At 47.6% G+C, this 20,424-nt stretch carries 17 protein-coding genes; 4 read left to right on the forward strand and 13 right to left on the reverse strand.

Features of this window, described 5'->3' with window-relative positions; genetic code table 11:
- Nucleotides 1–573 precede the first annotated feature (573 nt).
- Nucleotides 574–1,131, reverse strand: coding sequence for a QueT transporter family protein (locus tag V7R82_RS08890; protein ID WP_291428014.1), 558 nt, complete (start codon nucleotides 1,129–1,131; stop codon nucleotides 574–576).
- A 192-nt stretch (nucleotides 1,132–1,323) separates the two neighbouring features.
- Between V7R82_RS08890 and V7R82_RS08895 the strand changes: the two genes are divergently transcribed.
- The 4 genes from V7R82_RS08895 (at nucleotide 1,324) to V7R82_RS08910 (ending at nucleotide 5,962) form a co-directional block, all read left to right on the forward strand.
- The gene (locus V7R82_RS08895) at nucleotides 1,324–1,815 is read left to right on the forward strand and encodes a nucleoside 2-deoxyribosyltransferase (protein ID WP_070756186.1); all 492 of its coding nucleotides are present in this window, start codon (nucleotides 1,324–1,326) and stop codon (nucleotides 1,813–1,815) included.
- Between the two features lie 88 nt (nucleotides 1,816–1,903).
- Entirely contained in the window at nucleotides 1,904–3,535 is a 1,632-nt protein-coding gene (locus V7R82_RS08900) for an ABC-F family ATP-binding cassette domain-containing protein (RefSeq protein ID WP_314389418.1), read from the forward strand.
- Between the two features lie 190 nt (nucleotides 3,536–3,725).
- Nucleotides 3,726–4,601, forward strand: a complete 876-nt coding sequence (locus V7R82_RS08905; protein ID WP_338542623.1) for a helix-turn-helix domain-containing protein — start codon at nucleotides 3,726–3,728, stop codon at nucleotides 4,599–4,601.
- Between the two features lie 179 nt (nucleotides 4,602–4,780).
- The gene (locus tag V7R82_RS08910; RefSeq protein WP_338542624.1) at nucleotides 4,781–5,962 is read left to right on the forward strand and encodes an MFS transporter; all 1,182 of its coding nucleotides are present in this window, start codon (nucleotides 4,781–4,783) and stop codon (nucleotides 5,960–5,962) included.
- A 237-nt stretch (nucleotides 5,963–6,199) separates the two neighbouring features.
- On the opposite strand, the gene V7R82_RS08915 is transcribed toward V7R82_RS08910, so the two are convergent.
- The 12 genes from V7R82_RS08915 to truA all read right to left on the reverse strand — a co-directional run bounded on the left by V7R82_RS08915 (nucleotide 6,200) and on the right by truA (nucleotide 20,423).
- Nucleotides 6,200–7,777, reverse strand: coding sequence for an ABC transporter ATP-binding protein (locus V7R82_RS08915; RefSeq protein WP_338542625.1), 1,578 nt, complete (start codon nucleotides 7,775–7,777; stop codon nucleotides 6,200–6,202).
- Between the two features lie 394 nt (nucleotides 7,778–8,171).
- On the reverse strand, nucleotides 8,172–9,911 hold the full coding sequence (locus tag V7R82_RS08920) for a serine hydrolase (protein WP_338542626.1): 1,740 nt from the start codon (nucleotides 9,909–9,911) through the stop codon (nucleotides 8,172–8,174).
- A complete protein-coding gene (locus tag V7R82_RS08925) occupies nucleotides 9,908–10,600 on the reverse strand; it encodes a hypothetical protein (RefSeq protein ID WP_338542627.1) in 693 nt (230 codons plus the stop codon). Before V7R82_RS08925 ends, V7R82_RS08920 begins: the two co-directional genes overlap by 4 nt.
- Before the next feature lie 257 nt (nucleotides 10,601–10,857).
- Entirely contained in the window at nucleotides 10,858–11,589 is a 732-nt protein-coding gene (locus V7R82_RS08930) for an amino acid ABC transporter ATP-binding protein (protein WP_314692357.1), read from the reverse strand.
- A 22-nt stretch (nucleotides 11,590–11,611) separates the two neighbouring features.
- Entirely contained in the window at nucleotides 11,612–13,024 is a 1,413-nt protein-coding gene (locus V7R82_RS08935; RefSeq protein ID WP_338542628.1) for an amino acid ABC transporter substrate-binding protein/permease, read from the reverse strand.
- A gap of 106 nt (nucleotides 13,025–13,130) precedes the next feature.
- Nucleotides 13,131–13,622 carry a GNAT family N-acetyltransferase gene (locus tag V7R82_RS08940; RefSeq protein WP_070756178.1) on the reverse strand — a complete coding sequence of 164 codons (492 nt, stop codon included), beginning with the start codon at nucleotides 13,620–13,622 and terminating at the stop codon, nucleotides 13,131–13,133.
- Nucleotides 13,623–13,775: 153 nt separating this feature from the next.
- Nucleotides 13,776–14,690: an ABC transporter ATP-binding protein gene (locus V7R82_RS08945; protein ID WP_268442457.1), complete on the reverse strand. Its 915-nt coding sequence runs from the start codon at nucleotides 14,688–14,690 to the stop codon at nucleotides 13,776–13,778.
- Nucleotides 14,683–15,744 (reverse strand): ABC transporter ATP-binding protein, encoded by a 1,062-nt coding sequence (locus V7R82_RS08950; protein ID WP_023391451.1) that lies wholly within the window; start codon nucleotides 15,742–15,744, stop codon nucleotides 14,683–14,685. Before V7R82_RS08950 ends, V7R82_RS08945 begins: the two co-directional genes overlap by 8 nt.
- 9 nt (nucleotides 15,745–15,753) lie before the next feature.
- Nucleotides 15,754–16,674: an ABC transporter permease gene (locus V7R82_RS08955; protein WP_023391452.1), complete on the reverse strand. Its 921-nt coding sequence runs from the start codon at nucleotides 16,672–16,674 to the stop codon at nucleotides 15,754–15,756.
- Nucleotides 16,671–17,603 (reverse strand): ABC transporter permease, encoded by a 933-nt coding sequence (locus V7R82_RS08960; RefSeq protein WP_023391453.1) that lies wholly within the window; start codon nucleotides 17,601–17,603, stop codon nucleotides 16,671–16,673. The genes V7R82_RS08955 and V7R82_RS08960 overlap by 4 nt, the downstream gene beginning before the upstream one ends.
- 310 nt (nucleotides 17,604–17,913) lie before the next feature.
- Nucleotides 17,914–19,527: a peptide ABC transporter substrate-binding protein gene (locus V7R82_RS08965; RefSeq protein WP_338542629.1), complete on the reverse strand. Its 1,614-nt coding sequence runs from the start codon at nucleotides 19,525–19,527 to the stop codon at nucleotides 17,914–17,916.
- Between the two features lie 122 nt (nucleotides 19,528–19,649).
- A complete protein-coding gene (truA, locus tag V7R82_RS08970) occupies nucleotides 19,650–20,423 on the reverse strand; it encodes a tRNA pseudouridine(38-40) synthase TruA (RefSeq protein WP_338542630.1) in 774 nt (257 codons plus the stop codon).
- Nucleotide 20,424 lies beyond the last annotated feature (1 nt).

Consider the following 20,424-nt stretch of genomic DNA (forward strand, 5'->3'; position numbering starts at 1 on the left):
GTGCCCTTTTAGTCACTTTTGGACACTTTCCAGATCAGCTAGTGGTCCACTCGGCAGAGTGGGCCACTGGCTCACGACTTTTGCGCCCTTTTAGTCGTTTTTAGGCACTTACCATGCCAGCTAGTGGTCCACTTGGCGGAGTGTACCACTAGCTCGCGGCTTGGGGCGCCTTTTTAGTCGCTTTTGAGCACTTACCAGCCTAGCTAGTGGTCCACTCGACGGAGTGGGCCACTGGCTCACAACTTTTCCGCTCTTTTAGTCGCTTTTGGACACTTGCCAAGCCAGCCAGTGGTCCACTCGACGGAGTGGGCCACTGGCTCACGGCTTTTGCACCCTTTTAGTCGATTTCGGGCACTTACCATGCCAGCTAGTGGTCCACTTGGCGGAGTGGGCCACTAGCTCGCGGCTTAGGCTCTGTTTTAGTAGCTTTTGGGCGCTAGCTTCTTAGCCTTGCTATCACTCCCCTATTTATCTATTACATAGATAAATAGGGGGCAGGGCCGCCAAATTACGTGTCCAAAAGAGCACAATTTACACAAAAAAGACGAGGACAAGTCCTCGTCTCAAGGTTAATTAGCGTTCAAGATCCACACGTTGGCTGACATAGTACATGATAACGGAGCCTAGTGTCAACATAACCAATTCGCTAGTGAAGAGTTGTGTGTAGGCTGCCCAGAAGCCAGCTTCTGCTACGCCTACCACCACCATCTCTAAGGCAATGACAAACATGGATAGGGAGAAGACCAGAGTCAAGACAGCGTAACGTATAATGGTTTGGATCTTAGTGGATGCCCCTTTGGCAAAAAACGCCACAACCAAGTCCCCAATCCAGCGTGCTAGCCAGAGGAAGAGTAAGGTCTGCAAGGAGCCGACGATCATGTCAACAGGTCCATATTGATAGGCGTTGACGATGAAGACCCCTAAGGTCAAGGCGTAAACATAGCGCTTGTTATAGAGACTGGTGAAGTTAAGCGTCTCTGCCAAGCGGAATTGAATCAAGCCAAAAGAATAAGGCAGGGTCAGGAAAGTCAAAACGATATAGAGGCCGGCGACTAAGCCTGCGCGGGTCAGCTCACGGCTGTCCTTCCAGTTGGGCCAGCTTAGCCAACTAGGTTTAAGATGGTTATTCATATAAGTTCCTCCTTTATAGTCCGGCTCAGGCCGACTAGTACTTACTGCGACCAAAGGATGCTAAGTGTCGCAGGGGGCTGTCCCATCATGACAGCGACCCTATCTAGTCTACCATTTTCTGGTGATTTTGCAATAGCTAATTGACACAATCTCCGTTATAATGTAGGTATCAATGCCCAAGGAGGAGTCATTATGCCCCATCTATACTTTGCCAGCCCCCTCTTCACCGAAATGGAGCGTGCCTTCAACGCCCAAGTGGTTGCTAATCTACGTGCCCAAGTTCCTGACCTAACTGTCTTCCTGCCCCAAGAGCAAGAAGCCATTAACGATAAAAATGCCTACGCCGATTCCCAAATGATTGCCCGCTACGATACGGAAGCCGTCCTCAAGAGCGATGTCCTGGTGGCCGTTCTAGATGGTCAGATTATCGACCCAGGCGTAGCCTCTGAAATCGGCATTGCCTACCAAGCTGGCATCCCGGTTGTGGGCCTCTATACCGACGTCCGCCAACAAGGGGGCAGCCACCCTGAAAAACTCAAGGCCTTACAAGACGTCGCCGAGTCTCAATTTAGCTATGTCAACCTCTACACGACCGGCCTCATTAAGCTAAGAGGCGAGATTGTGACGGCTTCTGCTGACCTACCGGCCGCTGTCCAACGTCAACTGGCTCAAGTTGCCAAATAAATGAGCCAAGCCCGCTAAAATATGGTATGATAGTAGGGTATGCGTCAAGCTGACTTGACCCAACATGAACCAAGGAGGAAACACTTAAATGATCAACGTTTCAAACGTGAGCTTACTCTTTTCAGATCGTAAATTATTCGACGATGTGAATATTACCTTCACCCCTGGCAACTGCTACGGGGTTATTGGGGCCAACGGGGCAGGTAAATCTACCTTCCTGAAAATCTTGGCCGGCGATATCGCGCCAACTACCGGGAATGTCTCCATGGATCCCCATGAGCGCCTGGCAGTCCTCAGCCAGAACCACTATGGTTTCGAAGACTTCACTGTCATCGAGACCGTGATGATGGGTCACAAGGAACTCTATGACATTATGAAAGAAAAAGACGCCATCTACGCTAAGGAAGACTTCAGCGACGAAGACGGTGTCCGCGCCGGCGAATTGGAAGCTGCCTTTGCTGAAATGGGCGGTTGGGAAGCCGAAGCCGAAGCTAGCAACATGCTGCAAGGCTTAGGTCTTGGCAAGGATCTTCACTACAGCTACATGCGCGAGCTGATTGAAGCCGACAAGATTAAGGTACTCTTAGCCCAAGCCCTCTTTGGCAAGCCAGACAACTTGCTCTTAGACGAGCCGACTAACGGTCTGGACGCGGCCGCTATTGAGTGGCTGAGCGACTTTATCTTGAACTTCCCTAACACGGTCATCGTGGTTTCCCACGACCGTCACTTCTTGAACACGGTCTGCACCCACATGGCCGATGTGGACTTCGGGAAAATCAAGCTCTATGTCGGTAACTACGACTTCTGGCTCCAATCCAGCCAATTGGCTGCTAAAATGGCCGCTGACCAAAACGCTAAGAAGGAAGAAAAGATTAAAGAACTCCAAGCCTTCATCGCCCGCTTCTCAGCTAACGCTTCTAAATCCAAACAAGCGACTTCCCGTAAGAAGATGCTGGATAAGATCACCCTGGATGACATTCAACCATCCTCCCGTCGTTACCCATTCGTAGGCTTCACGCCAGAACGCGAAATCGGCAATGACTTACTACGGGTAGAAGGCCTCAGCAAAACCATCGATGGCGAGAAGGTCCTAGACAACATTACCTTCACCCTCCGTCGCGATGACAAAGTAGCCTTCCTCAGCCGTAACGACATCGCCCTCTCTGCCTTCTTCGACATTATCATGGGCAAGATGGAAGCCGATAGCGGTAGCTTCGAGTGGGGCGTGACTACCAGTCAAACCTACCTGCCTAAGAACTCTGGCGACGAATTTGACGACGTGCACTTAACCATCGTGGACTGGCTCCGTCAATACGCTAGCAAGGAAGAGAGCGACAACACCTTCTTGCGTAGCTTCTTAGGTCGTATGCTCTTCTCTGGTGAAGACGTGATGAAGGAAGTCAATGTCTTATCCGGGGGCGAAAAGGTTCGCTGCATGCTGTCTAAGATGATGCTGTCCAAGGCTAACGTCTTGGTATTGGACCAACCAACCAACCACTTAGACTTGGAATCTATCACCGCACTTAACGACGGCCTAATTAAGTTCAAGGGCGCCATCCTCATGGCTTCCCACGACTACGAGGTCCTCAACACCACCTGTAACCGGGTCATCGAGTTGACGCCTAACGGGGCCTTCGACCGCATTGACACCACCTATGAAGAATACTTGGAAAACAAGGACGTGCAACAACGCGTTAATGACTTGTACCAAGGCAAATAAGCTATTTAAAAGAGGGCTGGCGTGATGCTAGCCCTTTTTTAATCGCAAAAATTTAGGTCCCAAACACGCAAAAACAAAAAAGAATATCATCTTCACTTCGTTGAAACCGCACTCTTTTTGGCTTATAATATATTCAAGCAAGTTCTGTATATTTTCGTTTACATTAAATCAAAACAAGGTGATGAGAATAATGAAGAAAAATGTTTGCCCTCAGCAACTAGGAACTATCTTTAGAGAACTAAGACTATCGAAAGGAATGACCCTTGAAGAAGCATCTAAAGGGATTGTATCTTTGCCCTTCTTATCAAAATTTGAGCGCGGTGAACACGAAATTACTTCTAACAAGTTCATACGTTTACTCTCTAGACTTAATATTTCATACCGAGAGTTCGAATTAATATTAGGCCATTTAGAGGGATATTCTCAGACGGCATTTCTTCAACAATTAAGCACCGCTCTAGTAAATAATGATCTCGCACTACTCAATCAACTATACGATGACCAAAAGATACTTTTGAAGCAGTATAGTGATAGTCGATTCGAACATAATCTCATTATAATTAGCCAGTACATCAATCTCTTGAACGGCTTATCATTTGAGCCACATAAAATTAAGAAAATCACTGATTATCTTTACCGGGTGGAGGAGTGGGGAGAATATGAGCTTGTCTTATTTGGCAATAGCCTAAATTTTATTACTATTGAGAAAATGTATAATCTGAGCAAAATTGCTATTAATCGCTCAGCTATGTTTTCCAAATCTCCAAAGCACGTTAATGAACTAAGCATTATCATCGGCAATATCATCCATACACTCATCGAAAATGAACACTTTGACGGCCTGAATAATTTATTTATCCAAGCAGAAAACCTATTAAGTGGGACGGACAATTTTGCAGAAATTAATCGCATTAATTTTTATAAGGGAATCTACCTACTAGTTCAAGGCAACTACGATAAAGGACTCTCTATTTCTCAACAGGCTATTTCCATTCTTAATCAGATGCGTAGACCGGATTTAGCACGTGAATACAAGGATTTCCTAGGTCAATACATTGAGAGATAAAAATACCTTAGCGTTTTTCTTTCGTTTATCATATAGGCAAAAAATTCCCTCTTCTCCTAAGACCTTCAGTATACTGTTTCTATCACTTAAAACTATTTAATCATAAAATAGGCAACCTAAGAAATATGATGGGAAAATCAATCCTATTAGTACTAATTCATAGATACTGGAGGCGCCTCATGAATCGTAATTTCAAGAAGCTATGGGCAGGCCGACTATTAAGTAACTTTGGCGATAGTATATACTCACTAACTGTATCATGGTATCTCATACAAGCCACTCATGAGATTTTCTGGGTGGGGGTATTAAATGCCCTCATATACTTACCTACACTCTTCGAATTCTTAGTTGGACATATTGTTGACCGCCATAAGAAAAAGACCCTTCTTATCGCATTAGAAATCGGGCAAGCCTTTGGCTCTTTGTTACTCTTTTTATTGTTACTACTTAATATAGACTTCCCTCTATTATTATGTATTTCTGCCTTTCTATGCAGCTTATTTGGGATGAATACCTATACGACGCAAGACGCATTTTTACCACTCCTGGTTGCTAAAGAAGATATGGATAAGTCTCAATCATACATGATAATGGCTTATCAAATGTCTGATTACTTATTTAATGGTTTGATTGGTTTTGCTCTCAAAGTTATCCATCCTTTATTCCTAATAGCCACCTCTGTTGCCTCCTTTGTGGGATCTGCAAGTATTTTTAACACTATTGCTATTGATGAAGAAATCCCAAAAGTAGATTCTGAATCAAAAATCGATTGGCTAGAAGGTTTTAAGTTACTTAAAAAATATCAGATGCCTCTCTGGCTTATGCTTGGAGAGACAATTGCAAATATCATGTTTTCTGGTTTATCTATTTACATAGTGCAGCTTGCAGAAGAATGGAATGACCCTGTTTTCTTAGGTTTTTTCGGGGTCTGCACTTCCATAGGAGTCGTAATCGGTAGTGCTTTAATCACCACAAAAGCATTGGACTCCTATTCGCGTTCAACCAAGATGATTTTAGGCTCGTTATTCTATGGCATTTTTATGTTCTTAGCAAGTCTTCTAACAAAAAATCCTATCGTACTACTCTTTATGGTAGGTTTATCTTCTGTCTTCCTAGGATTTAACTACACCGTCCATAATCCATTAATTTTAGAGTTTGTTCCTGAACAATTCTTGGGACGAGTCTTGTCGGCAAAAAGTACTATAGCAGTGGGTATTATGCCACTAGCTTCTCTAGCGTGGGGGGCTTTAGCAAACTATATTCCAAGTCACACCTTTTTCGTACTATTTGGTCTATCCTATATGCTGATTGCATTGATTTATATACTTGTTTTCCCCCGCCTTAAGTCCCAAATACTCTAAAGTCTTTCCAAAATAGGATTCAGCACATTAACCTTAGAGAAAATTGCAATTGCACCAGCCCTCTCCTTTTCCCCACAAAGAAAAGTCCCAATATATCATATATGATATATTGGGACTTTTTATTTCTAACGATAGAAGCCTTGCTGACACAGTGTGTCAGCAGGGGTTTCTTGTCGTCTCGAAGGCGCCCAACCAGAGCCACTGATTACCCATCATACGCCTTAAGAACTCAATGCCTTATCTAGAGCGCACAATCTGCCCATCCTCTAGCACAAATACCGCATCATAGCGATGAGCACTCGTTTGATCTGAGTGATGAGAGATGTGTAACAAAGTGAGCCTAGGCCAGCCTAACAAGAGATTTTCTGCTTGCTTAAATGACTCTGGATCCAAGGCCGATAGTCCCTCATCCACAATTAAAATCGGCTTATGCTGCAAAAGTGCTCGGATTAAGGCGATACGTTGCTTCTGTCCACCCGACAAGGCACTTTCTTCGTTATATTGCTCTTGCTTAAGATGGCGCACGTCAGGGAAGCGGTCGCCTAACCCGAAGGCTTGAATGAGTCGCATGACTTCTTCTTCATCACACATCTGACGTAGCGTAATGTTATCCCACATACTCCCCCATAACATCTGAGCTTTTTGTGGTACATAGGCAATGTAATGTTGAATTTGCTCGTAAGTCAACTGGTCTAAGGAACACTTATCTAACAAGACCGTCCCTGTAGGAGCGATTACGTCTCCTGTCAAAAGAGCCACTAAGCTGGTCTTTCCAATACCGCTTTTCCCCGTTAATAAGTAGCGCTTACCCGGTTGAAGGGTTAGGTTAAGCCCTTGGAAGAGTGGCGGCTGTTCAAGCTGGCGCACTGCCACCACAGGTTGATTGGCTGAACATTCAACCACGAGCGTTTCCATGACTGGTTCCTGCTCAAGCTGATGCTTGGTATCTTGTATCGCTGATAAGTCGCTCAAGGCACTAATCAACAACTGAATGGGTAATACCAATTCGAGCGAAATACTATATATGGACGTCAGCCCGCCTACAGTCAACTGCCCCTCCAACACTTGAAGCCCACCAATCCACAAGATTACCAAGGTCGTTGCGTAAAACCCTAATCCTGCTAGGACATTCACGAGTGCACTATAGGATGATTTTGTATTAGCAATACGATTTATGTCAGCATAGTCACGGATCAGATCTTCTGAATATTCCCGTTCGCTTTGGTGGTTACGCAGGAGACCGAAATTCTGTAAATAATTAACGAAACGCCGGCTATAAGCTGATTTACGGGACAGATAGTCTTGTTCTATTCTAGCTCTTATCCTTTGGAACAACAGCGGTAGCACAAGTGGAACCACAGAGGCAATGAAAATCCATACAGCCGTCACCCAGTTTAGACTGAGCAAAGCGACAGCAGCAATCAAAAATGAAATCGTCCCTTGGTAAACAGATAAGAGCGTATCATAATGGAGGCTCTTGACCTCTTCAATATCATTCGTCACTTGTGAGAGGTAGTGGGCCACATCTTGTTCAATCGCTCGTGGTCTCAAAGTCAAAATACGTGATAGCAAGGTTCCATGCAACCTAAATCCTTGACTATTTAGATAGCGAGCGTTCAAAACTTGTCTCCCATATTCAACCAATAACATCCCCAAAATAATGATGGCTGTCACCATTATCTGATAAGAGAACTGCCCATAATCTTGCGCGACCACTGCATTAAGAATGTACTGAATACGGTAATTGAATACAATATTCAGCACTGCTACTAACGTGATACAGACTAAGGTCGACCATAAATACTTATGTTTCATTTTGTCCCCCTCTTGTGATGGCTCGATGTATCAGGTGGCAGATATTTTTTGTGGTAAGACCCACTGAGTTTAATTCTCTCTCCCATTCTAATATACCGCAGGGTATTTTATCGCTTTGGTTAACCAAAATATATGAGGCATAGTTTTAACTAGGCAAAATGTCTACTAGAAAAAAGAGTTCGGTTTAATTATACCTGTTAAGGTTACATCTATCAATCTTGGCCACACAATAGACTATATGCAATAAACATTTATAATACAGTGTCAAAATTACCCAATCACGCCTATCAGCACCCTATCTGCTAGCTTTACTAGCAAACAGAGTGCAGTTCCGTTTTCCCCACAAAGAAAAGTCCCAATATATCATATATGATATATTGGGACTTTTTCATTTCTAACGATAGAAGCCCTGCTCTGGGTCATAAGGGTGCCAGAGGTCGGAACGAATCTGGTTGAAGGCCTCATAAACCCGTTGGGACAGGCGGCCTACTTGGTCGAAACGGGCATCATAGTCACTCCAGGAGTTGGTGTAGACGGCAATGGAATAGCTACCGTACTGGGTCACGAAGGTGGCCACGTCATTTTGCTCTGGAGCACCTAGACCTGACTTGTTCCAGGAATCTGTCTCATAGAGATAGGTCCGCAGGAAGGAATGGCTGTTGAGTCGCAACTTGTCAATCAACATGGAATCCCATGGCTCGCCGTTGAGTTCATGGTTGGCTAGTTTGGCGAAAAGTCGGGCCGCATTATCTGGGGTGGTCTGGAAGCGGCCATTATCATTCTGGTAGTACTTACCTTCCAGATAGGTATCCAACATGCCCAACTCATGGGCGTGCTGGGTCACGATGCCCCCACCACCTACGGCTTCAATCAGCATATTAGCCGCCGTGTTATCACTATAGATGGCCACATAATCGACGAGCTCGTCTAGGCTGTAAACCGTCCCAGCCGGTGACTCATTAATATGGCCGGCACCTGGCACAATGTTAGAACCTTCCATAGCCATGGTCTGGCTTGGTTGGAGCTTGCCTTCCTTGTACTGGCGGTAAAGCTCGGTCAAGACATAGATTTTCTGCGTGCTGGCTGGGAAGAAGATTTGATTATCCACATCCACTTGGGCCATGGTCTCATTATCGACGAAGGAAGCCCCCGCCATAATGCCCATGCTGTCGATTTCCTCGCGCATGATTTGCTGGACGGTGTCAATGAGCTTACGTTCGCTATAGTTGGTTAAGACATAGTCTTGATAGGTCAAATCCTGACGAATCCAGCCCAAGTCTTGATAGCCAATGGCCACATGGAGCCAGGTCTGGTTATCGACTACCGCTTCCTCGGTCACTTCCATAGGAATGTCCGCATACTTGTTGGTATTGGCTAGAAAGTAGGAATTAGGCTGGCCGGGGAAGTTGGATAGTAAGAGCCCATCCCGGCCGCGGTTGAGAATGGAATAACGAATGGACTGGCGGTCCACATAATACATCGATTCACTCTTAGCCTTGAGGTAGACAAAGCGGGCTTGATAACTGGGCACGAAGGACTGGATAAAGGTCGCCTCATCAGCCCGTAGTCGAGCCGTTTCCTTGTCGATGGTTGCCTGCTGGTCTAGGCGGCCATCCTTATAGTAGGTCCACTCACTACCAGGTTGGCCAACCCAGCCCGTATAAGGCCGGCCATGGCGATAGAGGTATTCCTCCTGCTGCTGGCCCCAATACCAGGCAAAGCCATTGGCATCCGTATCGGTCACCTGACGAACCCGCCGGGCGAAGGAGGTCTCGGTACGTTTATCTAATTCTTGCTTAGTAAAATACTGGGCGCTAGGCGCTTGGTTTTCAGGTTGAATGTCGACCTGACGCAGGTCCTCAACCAATACCTCCCGCTGGGGATCCAGGTCCACCGTATAGGTATCCACCCAGTTGGCCGCCCGCGCCAAGTGCGAGCGCTCGGTTGATTGCTTCATTTGCGGCATGAGCCAGAGGAAAAAGGCTGCTGCCACTAGCACCAGACCCGCTACCAGGCCTAGGGCTAATAAATAGTAATGCTTATAGGAGCCAGGCGCCTGCTCTGTCCGCGTCTTCTTAGGCGCCTTCTGGCCCTTATGATTGGAACGGTACTGAGCCCGTGTTGGTTGACTCAAGCTGGCTGCCCCCCTTCTTGATTAGCCGGCGCAATCACAAAGCGGAAGCGTGGCAGGAAGTGTTGGAAGAGGGCCTCGGTGTAGGCTAAAGTCGGCATCATGGCTTGGAAGTCCGGATAGGAGAAACGTTCCCGCAGGGCAATCTCATCCGCCCCCTGGTTTACCGCACTTGACACGATATAGGCGTCATAGTCTAACTCGGTCAAGCCGCCCCCTTGGTCAGCATACCACTGGCCGGCCACTAGGCGGAAGATATAGTCTTCCTCTAGGCTTTCCCGAAGGGCGTCCTGGTCGATATCAGGGTCTTCCTCTGTCATTTCCTTGAGTTGGCTGTAGACGGTCGTTGCCATATCTTCAGCATCTAGGACATATTGGGCCGTCTCCGCAATATAAGAGGCTAGGAAAGGCAGGATATGTTGATAGAAGCGGGTCTGGATCTGGCTTTGGCGGAAGAGGTCCATAGCATAGTGCTTGAGGTCGGTCAGGTTACTGACCCCTTGCAAGCCTAGTTCTGCCACCTGCTGGTCCGTCAGGCTGGTCTCTGGTTGAGCTAGCTCAGGATAGCCTTGCTTAGCGACTTGATGGATAAAGACGCGGGCCACCTCTTCCCAAGAAGGTAAATGGATATCAAAGTAATAGTCTGGTACCTGCAAGGCAGTGATTGGCAGGTAATGACTGACTTGGTTCATGGTTAAGTCTCCTCTGTTCTGAATTCACTTTACCATTGTGGCAAATTTTCCCGGATTTAGCAAGGATTTTTGACTAAAAAGGCCGGTCAATCACTTTATTAAAGGGCTAGTAGCAGCCCCATTGGCTCTGGCCCCATAATTTGTGTCCAATGGAGCACGTAATTTTGCTGACTCAGACCCTATTTATCTATGTAATAGATAAATAGGGTAAGCAAAAACCTAGCCACTGCATGGCTAGGTTTTACTGGTTAGCTTAATTAATGAAGCACCTTATTCAGGAAGCTTTGGGTCCGTTCATGGCTTGGATGGCTGAAGAGTTCTTCAGGCACGTTTTCTTCGACGATGAAGCCACCATCCATGAAGATGACGCGGTCGGCCACTTCACGGGCGAAGCCCATTTCGTGTGTGACCACAATCATGGTCATGCCGTCTTCGGCTAATCGCTTCATAACGTCTAAGACGTCACCGACCATCTCAGGGTCCAGGGCGGAAGTTGGCTCATCGAAGAGCAGGACATCTGGTTGCATAGCTAGGGCCCGTGCGATGGCCACCCGTTGCTTTTGTCCCCCGGACAGGGAGTTAGGTGCTACATGGGCCTTGTCGGCCAAGCCAACTGACTCCAAGAGATAGAGGGCCAGGGACTCGGCTTCAACCTTGGATAGGCCTTTGAGCTCCATGGGCGCTAGGGTAATATTGTCCAAGACACTTAAGTGTGGGAAGAGGTTGAAGTGCTGGAAGACCATGCCAATATTCTGACGAATCTTGTTGATGTCTTCTTTAGGGTCTGTGATGTCTACCCCATCCACGAAGACCTTGCCCCCGTTAATTTCTTCCATACGGTTGAGGCAGCGTAACATGGTAGACTTGCCAGAACCGGAAGGGCCGATGACACAGACTACTTCCCCCGGTTGAATGGTTAAGTCGATAGACTTAAGCACCACATTATCGCCGTATTGTTTCTTAAGTCCGCGAACCAGGACTTTTGGCATTTCTTGGCTGAGTTCTGTCATCTTACTTCCCTCCTTCTAAACGTTTGGATAGGCGTGTTAAGGCTGTAATCACGATTAGGTACATGAGACCTACAATCAACCACATAGACCCAGATTGGTAGGTACGCGCGATAATGACGCTCCCGGTTTGAGTCAATTCGACCAAGCCGATAACCGACAGAATCGAGGTATCCTTGAGGGTAATGACGAATTGGTTGATGAAGGATGGAATCATGAGCTTAATGGCTTGAGGCAGGATAATCTTCTGCATAGTCTTGCCATAGGAGAGCCCCAGACTGCGGCTGGCTTCCATTTGGCCCTTGTCGATGGCTTGAATCCCCCCGCGGACAATCTCCGCTACATAGGCCGCTGCGTTGAGACTAAGAGTCATGATCCCTGCTGTCGCCGAGCTGAAACGCACGCCGGTCATTTGTGGGATCCCGAAGTAGATGAAGAAGGATAGGACAATCAAGGGCACCCCACGCATGAGGTCGACGTAGACCGCGGCAATCCCACTCAACCAAGGGTTGGCCTGGACCCGTAAGAGACCTAGGATAATCCCTAAGATAAGGGCTAGGGCCACTGAGATGAAGGCAATCCACAAGGTGGTACCTAAACCTGACAAGAGGGCAGGACCATTCTCAGCCAGTTGGCCGAAGAAGGAGTTTTGAGCGCTAGCTTCCGCATCCTCCCCAATATACTTATCTAAAATACCTTGATACTTACCAGAAGATTTGAGGTTGGCCAAGCCACGGTTGAAGGCTGCCAAGAGCTCGGCATTCTTGCCTTTTTTAACCGCAAAACCGGTTTGGCTGGTCTCTAATTTTTCGCCGATGAGCTTGAGGCGGAGGTTACCATTCTTAATGGCATAGGCAATGACGGGCGCATCTTCGATGGTCGCGTCACTGTTACCCGTTAAGACATCTTCATACATATTAGCCGAATCCTTGAAGGTCACCACAGTGAACTTGTAGTCGTCCTTCAACTTGTTAGCCAAGTCAGCTCCGGCGGTCCCGGTTTTAACCGCGATTTTCTTGCCGCGCAAGCCTTCTAGATCCGAAATCTTACTGTCAGAGGCTACCGCGAATTGGAGACCGGACTCATAGTAGTTATCCGAGAAGTCGAAGCTGGCCTTACGCGCATCGGTAATGGTCATACCGGCAATGGCACCATCTACTTGGTCACTCTCCAAGGCCTGAACAGCCGCAGCAAAGCCCAGGGGCTTGATTTCATAGGTGAAGCCTTCTGCTTCCGCAATGGCTGCTAGTAAGTCCATATCAATCCCCACATAATTACCTGAGGAGTCTTGGAATTCGAAGGGCGCAAAGGTTGTATCCGTCGCAATCACATAATGTTCAGCGGCCTTGACACTCGGTACTTGTAGGCCTAAGAAGACCACCAAGACCAGCATAAGCCTTTTAATCATATCTTTCATAAACTGGTTCACTCCTTTTATATACTCCAACAGTATAGAGGACGGTCCCAGACATTGCAAGGAAGAGGTAACAAGTTATGTTAGATTATCTAACATAAGATGCCGCTTAAAGGTCTTTCTGGAACCAGGCCACATCCTGCCAAGCATCAAATTTATAACCCACCTTCTCGAACAAGGCCACTTGGTGATAGCCTTGCTTGAGGTGGAACTCCACACTACCCTCACCAGGATAGGCCACACAGGCGGTCACCCGCCGAATGCCCTGCTGGCGCAGGGCTTCTTCTAGGGCCGCATAGAGCTTGGCCCCGATGCCCTGACCCCGGACCGAGCGCTTGAGATAGACAGAGACTTCGGCCACATACTGGTAGGCTGCTCTGGGGTGGAAGGCCGAGCCATAGGCATAGCCTACTACTTCTCCTTCCAATTCCGCCACCAAGTAGGGATAGTGGGCCAGGGTCTGCTTAATTCGCTGACGAAAATCTGACACAGAGGGCACTTCATACTCGAAGGAAATCACCGTCCGTTCCACATAAGGCCGGTAAATGGCTCTCAGGCTTGGGGCATCTTGTGGGTTGGCGGACCGAATAACGATTGACATGGCGGACATCCTCTCTGCACTCTCTGGCTAAAGTTCCTTCTATTGTGCCATCCAAGCCTCTTAAATGCAAGCCAGGTGGCCTCATCTTACACAATAGTAACCTGGCTGTAACCAAAAAAGGCTGAGATTTCAATCTCAGCCTTAAAAGCTAGCTTAACGGGCTTGCATCCAGCGTTGGAATTGCTCATCGCTGGCATAGACATAGTGGCCCTCTGCTACTTGATGTTGACTTAGGGGTGCATCGGTTGCCTCATGTTGATAAGGCTGACGCACACGGGTGCTCTCACTAATTGGGTCCGGTTGAGGAACCGCTGATAGGAGAGAGCGGGTATAAGGGTGGACAGGTGAATGATAGAGGTCGTGGGCTGGGCCTACTTCGACGATTTTACCTGCATACATCACCGCAATGCGGTCACTAATGTACTTAACCATGGACAGGTCGTGGGCGATGAAGAGATAGGTCAGGCCGCGTTCCTTCTGCAGGCGTTTGAGCAGGTTAACCACCTGAGCTTGAATGGACACGTCCAAGGCTGAAATTGGCTCATCGGCAATGATGAAGCGCGGCTTGAGCGCCAAGGCCCGGGCAATCCCTAGCCGTTGACGTTGGCCCCCTGAGAACTCATGGGCATAACGGTTGGCGTGCTCGCGGTTAAGACCCACTGCTTCCAGCAATTCAGCAATGCGGTCTGCCCGCTCCTGCTTATTGCGATAGAGGCCATGAATATCGAAACCTTCAGCAATAATTTCCCCGGCGGTCATCCGAGGGTTAAGGGAAGCATAAGGATCTTGGAAGATCATTTGCACGTCGCGAGCGAAGGCTTGACGTTGAGCCTGAGACTTAAGGTCTGATACCGGCTTGCCGTCGAAGATGATTTGACCATCGGTGATGTCATAGAGACCGATAATGGAACGCCCTGTCGTCGACTTACCACAACCTGATTCCCCAACCAAGCCTAGGGTCTCCCCTTCATAGACATCGAAACTAATGCCGTCAACGGCCTTAATAGGCGCTGACTTCTTGCCAAAGTGTTGGACTAGGTTTTGAACTTCTAATAACTTCTTAGGCATGTGGCACCTCTTCTCTACGCGCTTGATAAGATTCAATCCGGTGGCGAATCACCTCAGGTAGTTCAACCTTAGGCGCCTCAGGATGGAGTAGCCATGTTTTGGCATAGTGGCCAGGACTCACCTCATAGAAAGGTGGCTCTGCCTTGTAATCAATTGCCAGGGCGTAAGGGTTACGTGGCGCAAAAGCGTCCCCTAGTGGTGGATTAATCAAGTTAGGTGGCGCACCTGGAATGGTATAAAGCTCCTCGCTATCTTCACTATCCAAGTCTGGCATAGAGCCCAATAGGCCCCAAGTATAAGGATGTTTAGGATTATAGAAAATGTCATGAGAAGAGCCATACTCGACGATTTGGCCGGCATACATAACCGCCACGCGGTCAGCCACATTGGCTACTACACCCAAGTCGTGGGTGATAAAGATAATGGCATTGCCGTTCTTCTCTTGAATTTTCTTCATGAGTTCCAGGATTTGCGCCTGGATGGTCACGTCTAAGGCAGTGGTTGGTTCATCCGCAATCAAGATCTTAGGCTCAGCGGCCAAGGCAATAGCGATGACCACCCGTTGCCGCATCCCACCAGAAAACTCGTGAGGATACTGCTTAAAGCGACGTTCTGGATCTGGAATCCCTACTTCTGCTAGGAGCTCAATTGCCCGTTGCTTAGCAGCTTCCTTGCTGACCCCTTTCTTGTGGGTCAGAATAACTTCCATGATTTGCTTTCCTACTCGCATGGTAGGGTTAAGGGCCGTCATAGGGTCTTGGAAAATCATGGCGATTTCATTACCGCGGATACTTTCCATTTCCCGTTCAGATAATTTGAGCAGGTCCTTGCCCTCGAAGAGGATTTGGCCATCTTCATAACGACCAGCAGGCTGCGGAATAAGGCGCATCAAGGCATTAGAGGTTACACTCTTACCTGAGCCAGACTCCCCTACAATAGCCAGGGTCTCGCCCTTGGCTAAGGTGAAGTCGACACCCCGTACTGCCTGTACTAGGCCAGCATAAGTCTTGAAATTAATGCGGAGATTCTTTACTTCTAACAATGGTTCAGTCATGAGATCTCCCTACTTTCTTAATTTTGGATCCAAGGCATCCCGCAAGCCATCGCCAATGGTATTGAAGGCGAAGATGGTAATGGAGATGAGCAAGGCTGGGAAGATAAGACGCCATGGGGCTGTTGCCAAGGCTTCGTTCCCTTCGGAGGCCATGGTCCCCCAGCTGGCCATAGGTTGGGTAACCCCCAAACCAAGATAGCTTAGGAAGGACTCGGTAAAGATTGCCCCCGGGATTGATAAGGTCATGGTGACGATGATGCCACCCAAGGCATTTGGAATCAAGTGGCGACGGATTAAGTGCCAGGTGCTAGCCCCCAAAGTCCGAGAAGCTAAGACATACTCCTGGTTCTTAATAGATAGCACTTCCCCCCGCACAATCCGGGCCATACGTACCCATCCAGTCAAGGATAGAGCTACAATCATCGGTAATAAGCCCTTGTCTAGGACCACCATGACCAGGACCACGACCAAAAGATAAGGTAGCGCGGTTAAGACGTCGGCAATCCGCATCATGACATCGTCCACACGTCCACCTAAGACGCCAGCTGTTGCACCCCAGAGGACGCCGATTACTAGGTCAATGACCGCCGCAATCAAGCCGATGAAGAGGGAGATGCGAGCACCCACCCAGACACGGACGAAGACATCCCGTCCCAGGTTGTCGGTCCCGAAGAGATAGGTGGCATTAGGCGCCGTATTATAAGAGCCTGTTTGATCACTAAAGCTAATCGGCCAGAACATAGGGACAAAAATGGCCAAGAGGGCAATGACCGCTAGCAAAGCCACGCTGAAGAGGGCCAACTTGTTACGGGCAAAGGTATGGAAGACTTGGCCCCAGAAGGAAGTGGTCTTCTGGCTTAAGACGTCAGTCTGGTCTTCTTTGATCCCGACCAACTCAAAATCTTGGGCTGTATATTCTACTTGGCTCACGCTGACTCGCCTCCTTCTAACTTAATGCGTGGATCAATCCACATATAGACAATATCCACCACTAAGACTGCAAATAAGAGTAAGATGGAATAAAAGACTGTGGTCCCCATAATGACGGTGTAGTCACGGTTGGTAATGGACTTAACGAACTGGCCACCCAAACCTGGAATGGCGAAGATGTTTTCGACAATGAAGGAACCTGTGACAACCCCAGCCAAGAGTGGCCCTAAGTAGGACACAACTGGCAAGAGGGCATTACGCAAGGTGTGCTTGAAGACAATCTTCCACTTGCTGAGGCCTTTGGCCTTGGCTAGCTTGACATACTCGGAGGTATTCTGTTCCAACATACTAGACCGGGTTAATTTGGCAATATTCCCCATGAAACCTAAGCCGAGAGCCAAGGATGGCAGAATGGTGTAGTTGAATCCTTTCCAACCAGACACTGGGAACCAGCCTAATTGTACGGCGAAGAGGTATTGGATGAGCCCTGCCAAGATAAAGGAAGGCACAGAAATCCCTAGCACCGCCACTACAGTCGCGGCATAGTCGCGCACCTTGTTATGGTAGGTGGCGGAAATAACCCCTAAAGTCGTCCCCAAACCAACGGCGATGACCAAGGCTTGCATCCCTAGGGCTAAGGATACTGGGAAACTAGAAAAGATGATATCGTTGGTTGAACGGCCCCGGTACTTCATGGAATAACCGAAGTCGAACTTGAGAATGCCCACTAGGTAATCTCTGAACTGGATATACCAAGGGTTGCTCAGGCCATACTGCTTGTTGAGCTGGGCTTGAATGTTAGCCGGCAAGGCCTTCTCGCTGGCAAATGGGTTCCCTGGTGCAATTCGCATCAGGAAGAAGGTCAAAGTGATAATACAGAATAAGGCAATGACCATATAAATTAGGCGCTTGAAGATATATTTGCGCATGTCTACTCCTCCTCTAATAATTTAAGGGCGGGGGATCAGTATAAACCCGACCTCTTATTTGCTACTTCTATTCTCTCATTAAAATCACGGCTTAAGATTTGACTTACTAAGCGTGAGGATGACTCTCTGTCAGCTTTTTCGCCCATAGCTGACCAAAAAATCACCCGAAAGATTAAAAACACATGAATTAATTTTAATCTTAAATTCACCACTTGTCAATATTTTTTCCGACAATGAGCGTTTTCATGACACAAAAATATCCCCTTGCTAAGCAAGGGGATACTAGGAATCAGCCCTAATTCATGGAAGACTATTCTACTTCTAAGTATTTCAAGTCAATCTTACCAAGAGGTGATGTTGCTAGGCCCTTGATGTTGTCTTTCTTAACACTTACTTGAGTGTAGTCATAGATTGGAATAACTGGCATTTCGTCCATTAAGACTTTTTCAGCCTTCTTCAGAATTTCTAAACGTTTGTTAGCGTCAGTTTCTTTGGCTGCTTCTTCCAGGTACTTAGCGTAGTCTGCATTTTCCCAACCAGTGTAGTTGTTACCTGCATCAGCGCTACGGTATTGATCTAAGAAGGTTAAGGCATCGTTGAAGTCACCAGACCAACCTAAACGCGCCACTTGGAAGTCACCGGTCTTGAGACGATCTAAGTAAACTTGGAACTCAGAGTTGTCCAATTCTACCTTGATCCCTAAGTTCTTAGACCAACCTTCTTGGATGTATTGAGCGATAGCTGCGTGAGCTTCACTGGTGTTCATAGAAATCTTAACGGTCAATTCACTTGGGTCCTTAAGGCCTAATTCTTGTAAACCTTTAGCCAAGTATTCTTTGGCGCCTTCATAGTCGGCATCCTTGAAGTAGTTAGCATCTGCTTCGAAGCCAGTAACTGAAGCTGGCACAATCCCCTTAGCAGGTTTTTGTTCAGCCTTGGTAATGTTAGTTACCAAACCTTGACGGTCAATAGCTAAAGCCAAAGCCTTACGGATATTGACATTAGACATTACAGGGTCTTTAGTGTTGAGTTTGTAGACGTAGATAGCTGACTGTGGTGTAACTTTAAGAATCCCTTGTTTCTTGAAGCCTTCAAAAGAATCTAAAGACAAGGTCCCGAATGGTGCGCTGACGAAGTCAATCTCACCAGATTGGAACATCTTAGTAACCGTTGCATCAGACTCCACGATTTGCGCGTTGACACGGTCAACCTTGACATTGTCCTTATCCCAGTATTGGTCATTCTTTTCTAAGGCTAGGTCCGCGTTGTGGTTCCACTCAGCTAACTTGAAGGCCCCGTTAGTGACATACTTGTCGCTTAAGTCGTCAGCCCAGTCAGCGTTAGCTTCTACCACCTTCTTGTTAACAGGTGCAAATGCATAGAAAGAAGTTAAGCTTAAGAAGTAAGCAGTTGGGTTGACCAACTTCACTTCTAAGGTAGTGTCGTCGATTGCTTTGACCCCAACTTGGTCTGCGCTCCCTTTGCCTTCGTTGTAGGCTTGTGCCCCTTCAATGACGAAGAAGAGCCCTGCGTAGTCAGCCCCTGTTTCAGGATTGATGACACGTTTCCAGGCATATTCAAAGTCACCTGCAGTAACAGGGTCGCCGTTAGACCATTTAGCGTCTGAACGTAATTTGAAAGTATAGGTCTTGCCATCTTCGCTGACTTGCCAAGATTCGGCCACACCAGGCACTTGGCTCTTGAAGTCTTGCGATTCACGGGTCAAACCTTCGAAGACGTTATGGATGATGTTCCCGCTTGGCGCATCAGACGCTTTAGCTGGGTCGATGCTTGCCATTTCTGAGGAAACAACAGTGTTGACTTCTTTACCTTGAGCGTGTGCCGGCAAAGGTGTTGGTAAGCTTGCAGCCAAGGCCAAAAAGGCAGCGCCGGCTAACAAAGATTTCTTGAGTACTTGTTTCATAAGTATCCCCCTTAGTAAAATTAAAATCACATGAGTTAATTTTAAGGGAACTCTGAATAAATGTCAATGATTTTTTAATAGCAAAAATCAAGCTCTCTTGCCTAGCAAGAGGGCTTGATTACTTATTTATTAAATGGCGATGGCTCATAGAAAACCTGATGGAGATAGAGTCCCTGTGGCGGTGCCGTTGGCCCTGCTTCCTTGCGGTTCTGAACCTGGATTAAACGCTCAAGTTCATTGACAGGACGCAGCCCATCCCCGATTTGCAGGCTAGTCCCGACCAGAATTCGAATCATATTATAGAGGAACCCGGTCCCCTGGAACTGGAAGACCAGTTCCTGCTGGTCCTTATCTTCCCAAACTCGGGCCATATGAACGGTCCGCACCTTGTCTTCCTTATCGGTCTTGGTCGAACAGAAGCTAGTGAAGTCGTGGGTTCCCACCACTGCCTCCAAGGCTTGATTGATTCGATCTAAGTCATAGCGATAAGGATGGTGGAGACTGTAGAGACGTTTGAAAGGATTGGCATAGGCACCTATATCTACCCGATAACGGTACTCCTTACCGATGGCATGGTAGCGGGCATGGAAATCATCGGCCACCCGAGCCACTGCCACTACCTTAATCGACGGGTCCAAGAGGGCATTGAGCGCTCTTTGCATGGCTTGTTGAGGCATAGGGGCAGGATAATCAAAATGTACTACTTGGCCCAAGGCATGGACACCCGAATCAGTCCGGCCTGACGCCACTGTGGGAATGGTCACGCCTTCTGGGCACTTGGCCATTTTGATTAGAGCCGCGTCTAGATTGGCCTGAATAGAAGGGCCATTGGGCTGAACTTGGTAGCCGACAAAGCGACTACCGTCATAAGCGAGTTGAATGGCATAACGTGGCATG

Origin of the sequence: Abiotrophia defectiva ATCC 49176, assembly GCF_037041345.1 — a bacterium.
Taxonomy (GTDB): Bacteria; Bacillota; Bacilli; order Lactobacillales; family Aerococcaceae; genus Abiotrophia.

Excerpts from the sequence above, each read along its gene's own strand:
- V7R82_RS08890 (WP_291428014.1), bottom strand. The coding sequence starts at position 1,131 with ATGAATAACCATCTTAAACCTAGTTGGCTAAGCTGGCCCAACTGGAAG.
- V7R82_RS08895 (WP_070756186.1), top strand. The coding sequence starts at position 1,324 with ATGCCCCATCTATACTTTGCCAGCCCCCTCTTCACCGAAATGGAGCGT.
- V7R82_RS08900 (WP_314389418.1), top strand. The coding sequence starts at position 1,904 with ATGATCAACGTTTCAAACGTGAGCTTACTCTTTTCAGATCGTAAATTA.
- V7R82_RS08905 (WP_338542623.1), top strand. The coding sequence starts at position 3,726 with ATGAAGAAAAATGTTTGCCCTCAGCAACTAGGAACTATCTTTAGAGAA.
- V7R82_RS08910 (WP_338542624.1), top strand. The coding sequence starts at position 4,781 with ATGAATCGTAATTTCAAGAAGCTATGGGCAGGCCGACTATTAAGTAAC.
- V7R82_RS08915 (WP_338542625.1), bottom strand. The coding sequence starts at position 7,777 with ATGAAACATAAGTATTTATGGTCGACCTTAGTCTGTATCACGTTAGTA.
- V7R82_RS08925 (WP_338542627.1), bottom strand. The coding sequence starts at position 10,600 with ATGAACCAAGTCAGTCATTACCTGCCAATCACTGCCTTGCAGGTACCA.
- V7R82_RS08930 (WP_314692357.1), bottom strand. The coding sequence starts at position 11,589 with ATGCCAAAAGTCCTGGTTCGCGGACTTAAGAAACAATACGGCGATAAT.
- V7R82_RS08935 (WP_338542628.1), bottom strand. The coding sequence starts at position 13,024 with ATGAAAGATATGATTAAAAGGCTTATGCTGGTCTTGGTGGTCTTCTTA.
- V7R82_RS08940 (WP_070756178.1), bottom strand. The coding sequence starts at position 13,622 with ATGTCAATCGTTATTCGGTCCGCCAACCCACAAGATGCCCCAAGCCTG.
- V7R82_RS08945 (WP_268442457.1), bottom strand. The coding sequence starts at position 14,690 with ATGCCTAAGAAGTTATTAGAAGTTCAAAACCTAGTCCAACACTTTGGC.
- V7R82_RS08950 (WP_023391451.1), bottom strand. The coding sequence starts at position 15,744 with ATGACTGAACCATTGTTAGAAGTAAAGAATCTCCGCATTAATTTCAAG.
- V7R82_RS08960 (WP_023391453.1), bottom strand. The coding sequence starts at position 17,603 with ATGCGCAAATATATCTTCAAGCGCCTAATTTATATGGTCATTGCCTTA.
- V7R82_RS08965 (WP_338542629.1), bottom strand. The coding sequence starts at position 19,527 with ATGAAACAAGTACTCAAGAAATCTTTGTTAGCCGGCGCTGCCTTTTTG.
- truA (WP_338542630.1), bottom strand. The coding sequence starts at position 20,423 with ATGCCACGTTATGCCATTCAACTCGCTTATGACGGTAGTCGCTTTGTC.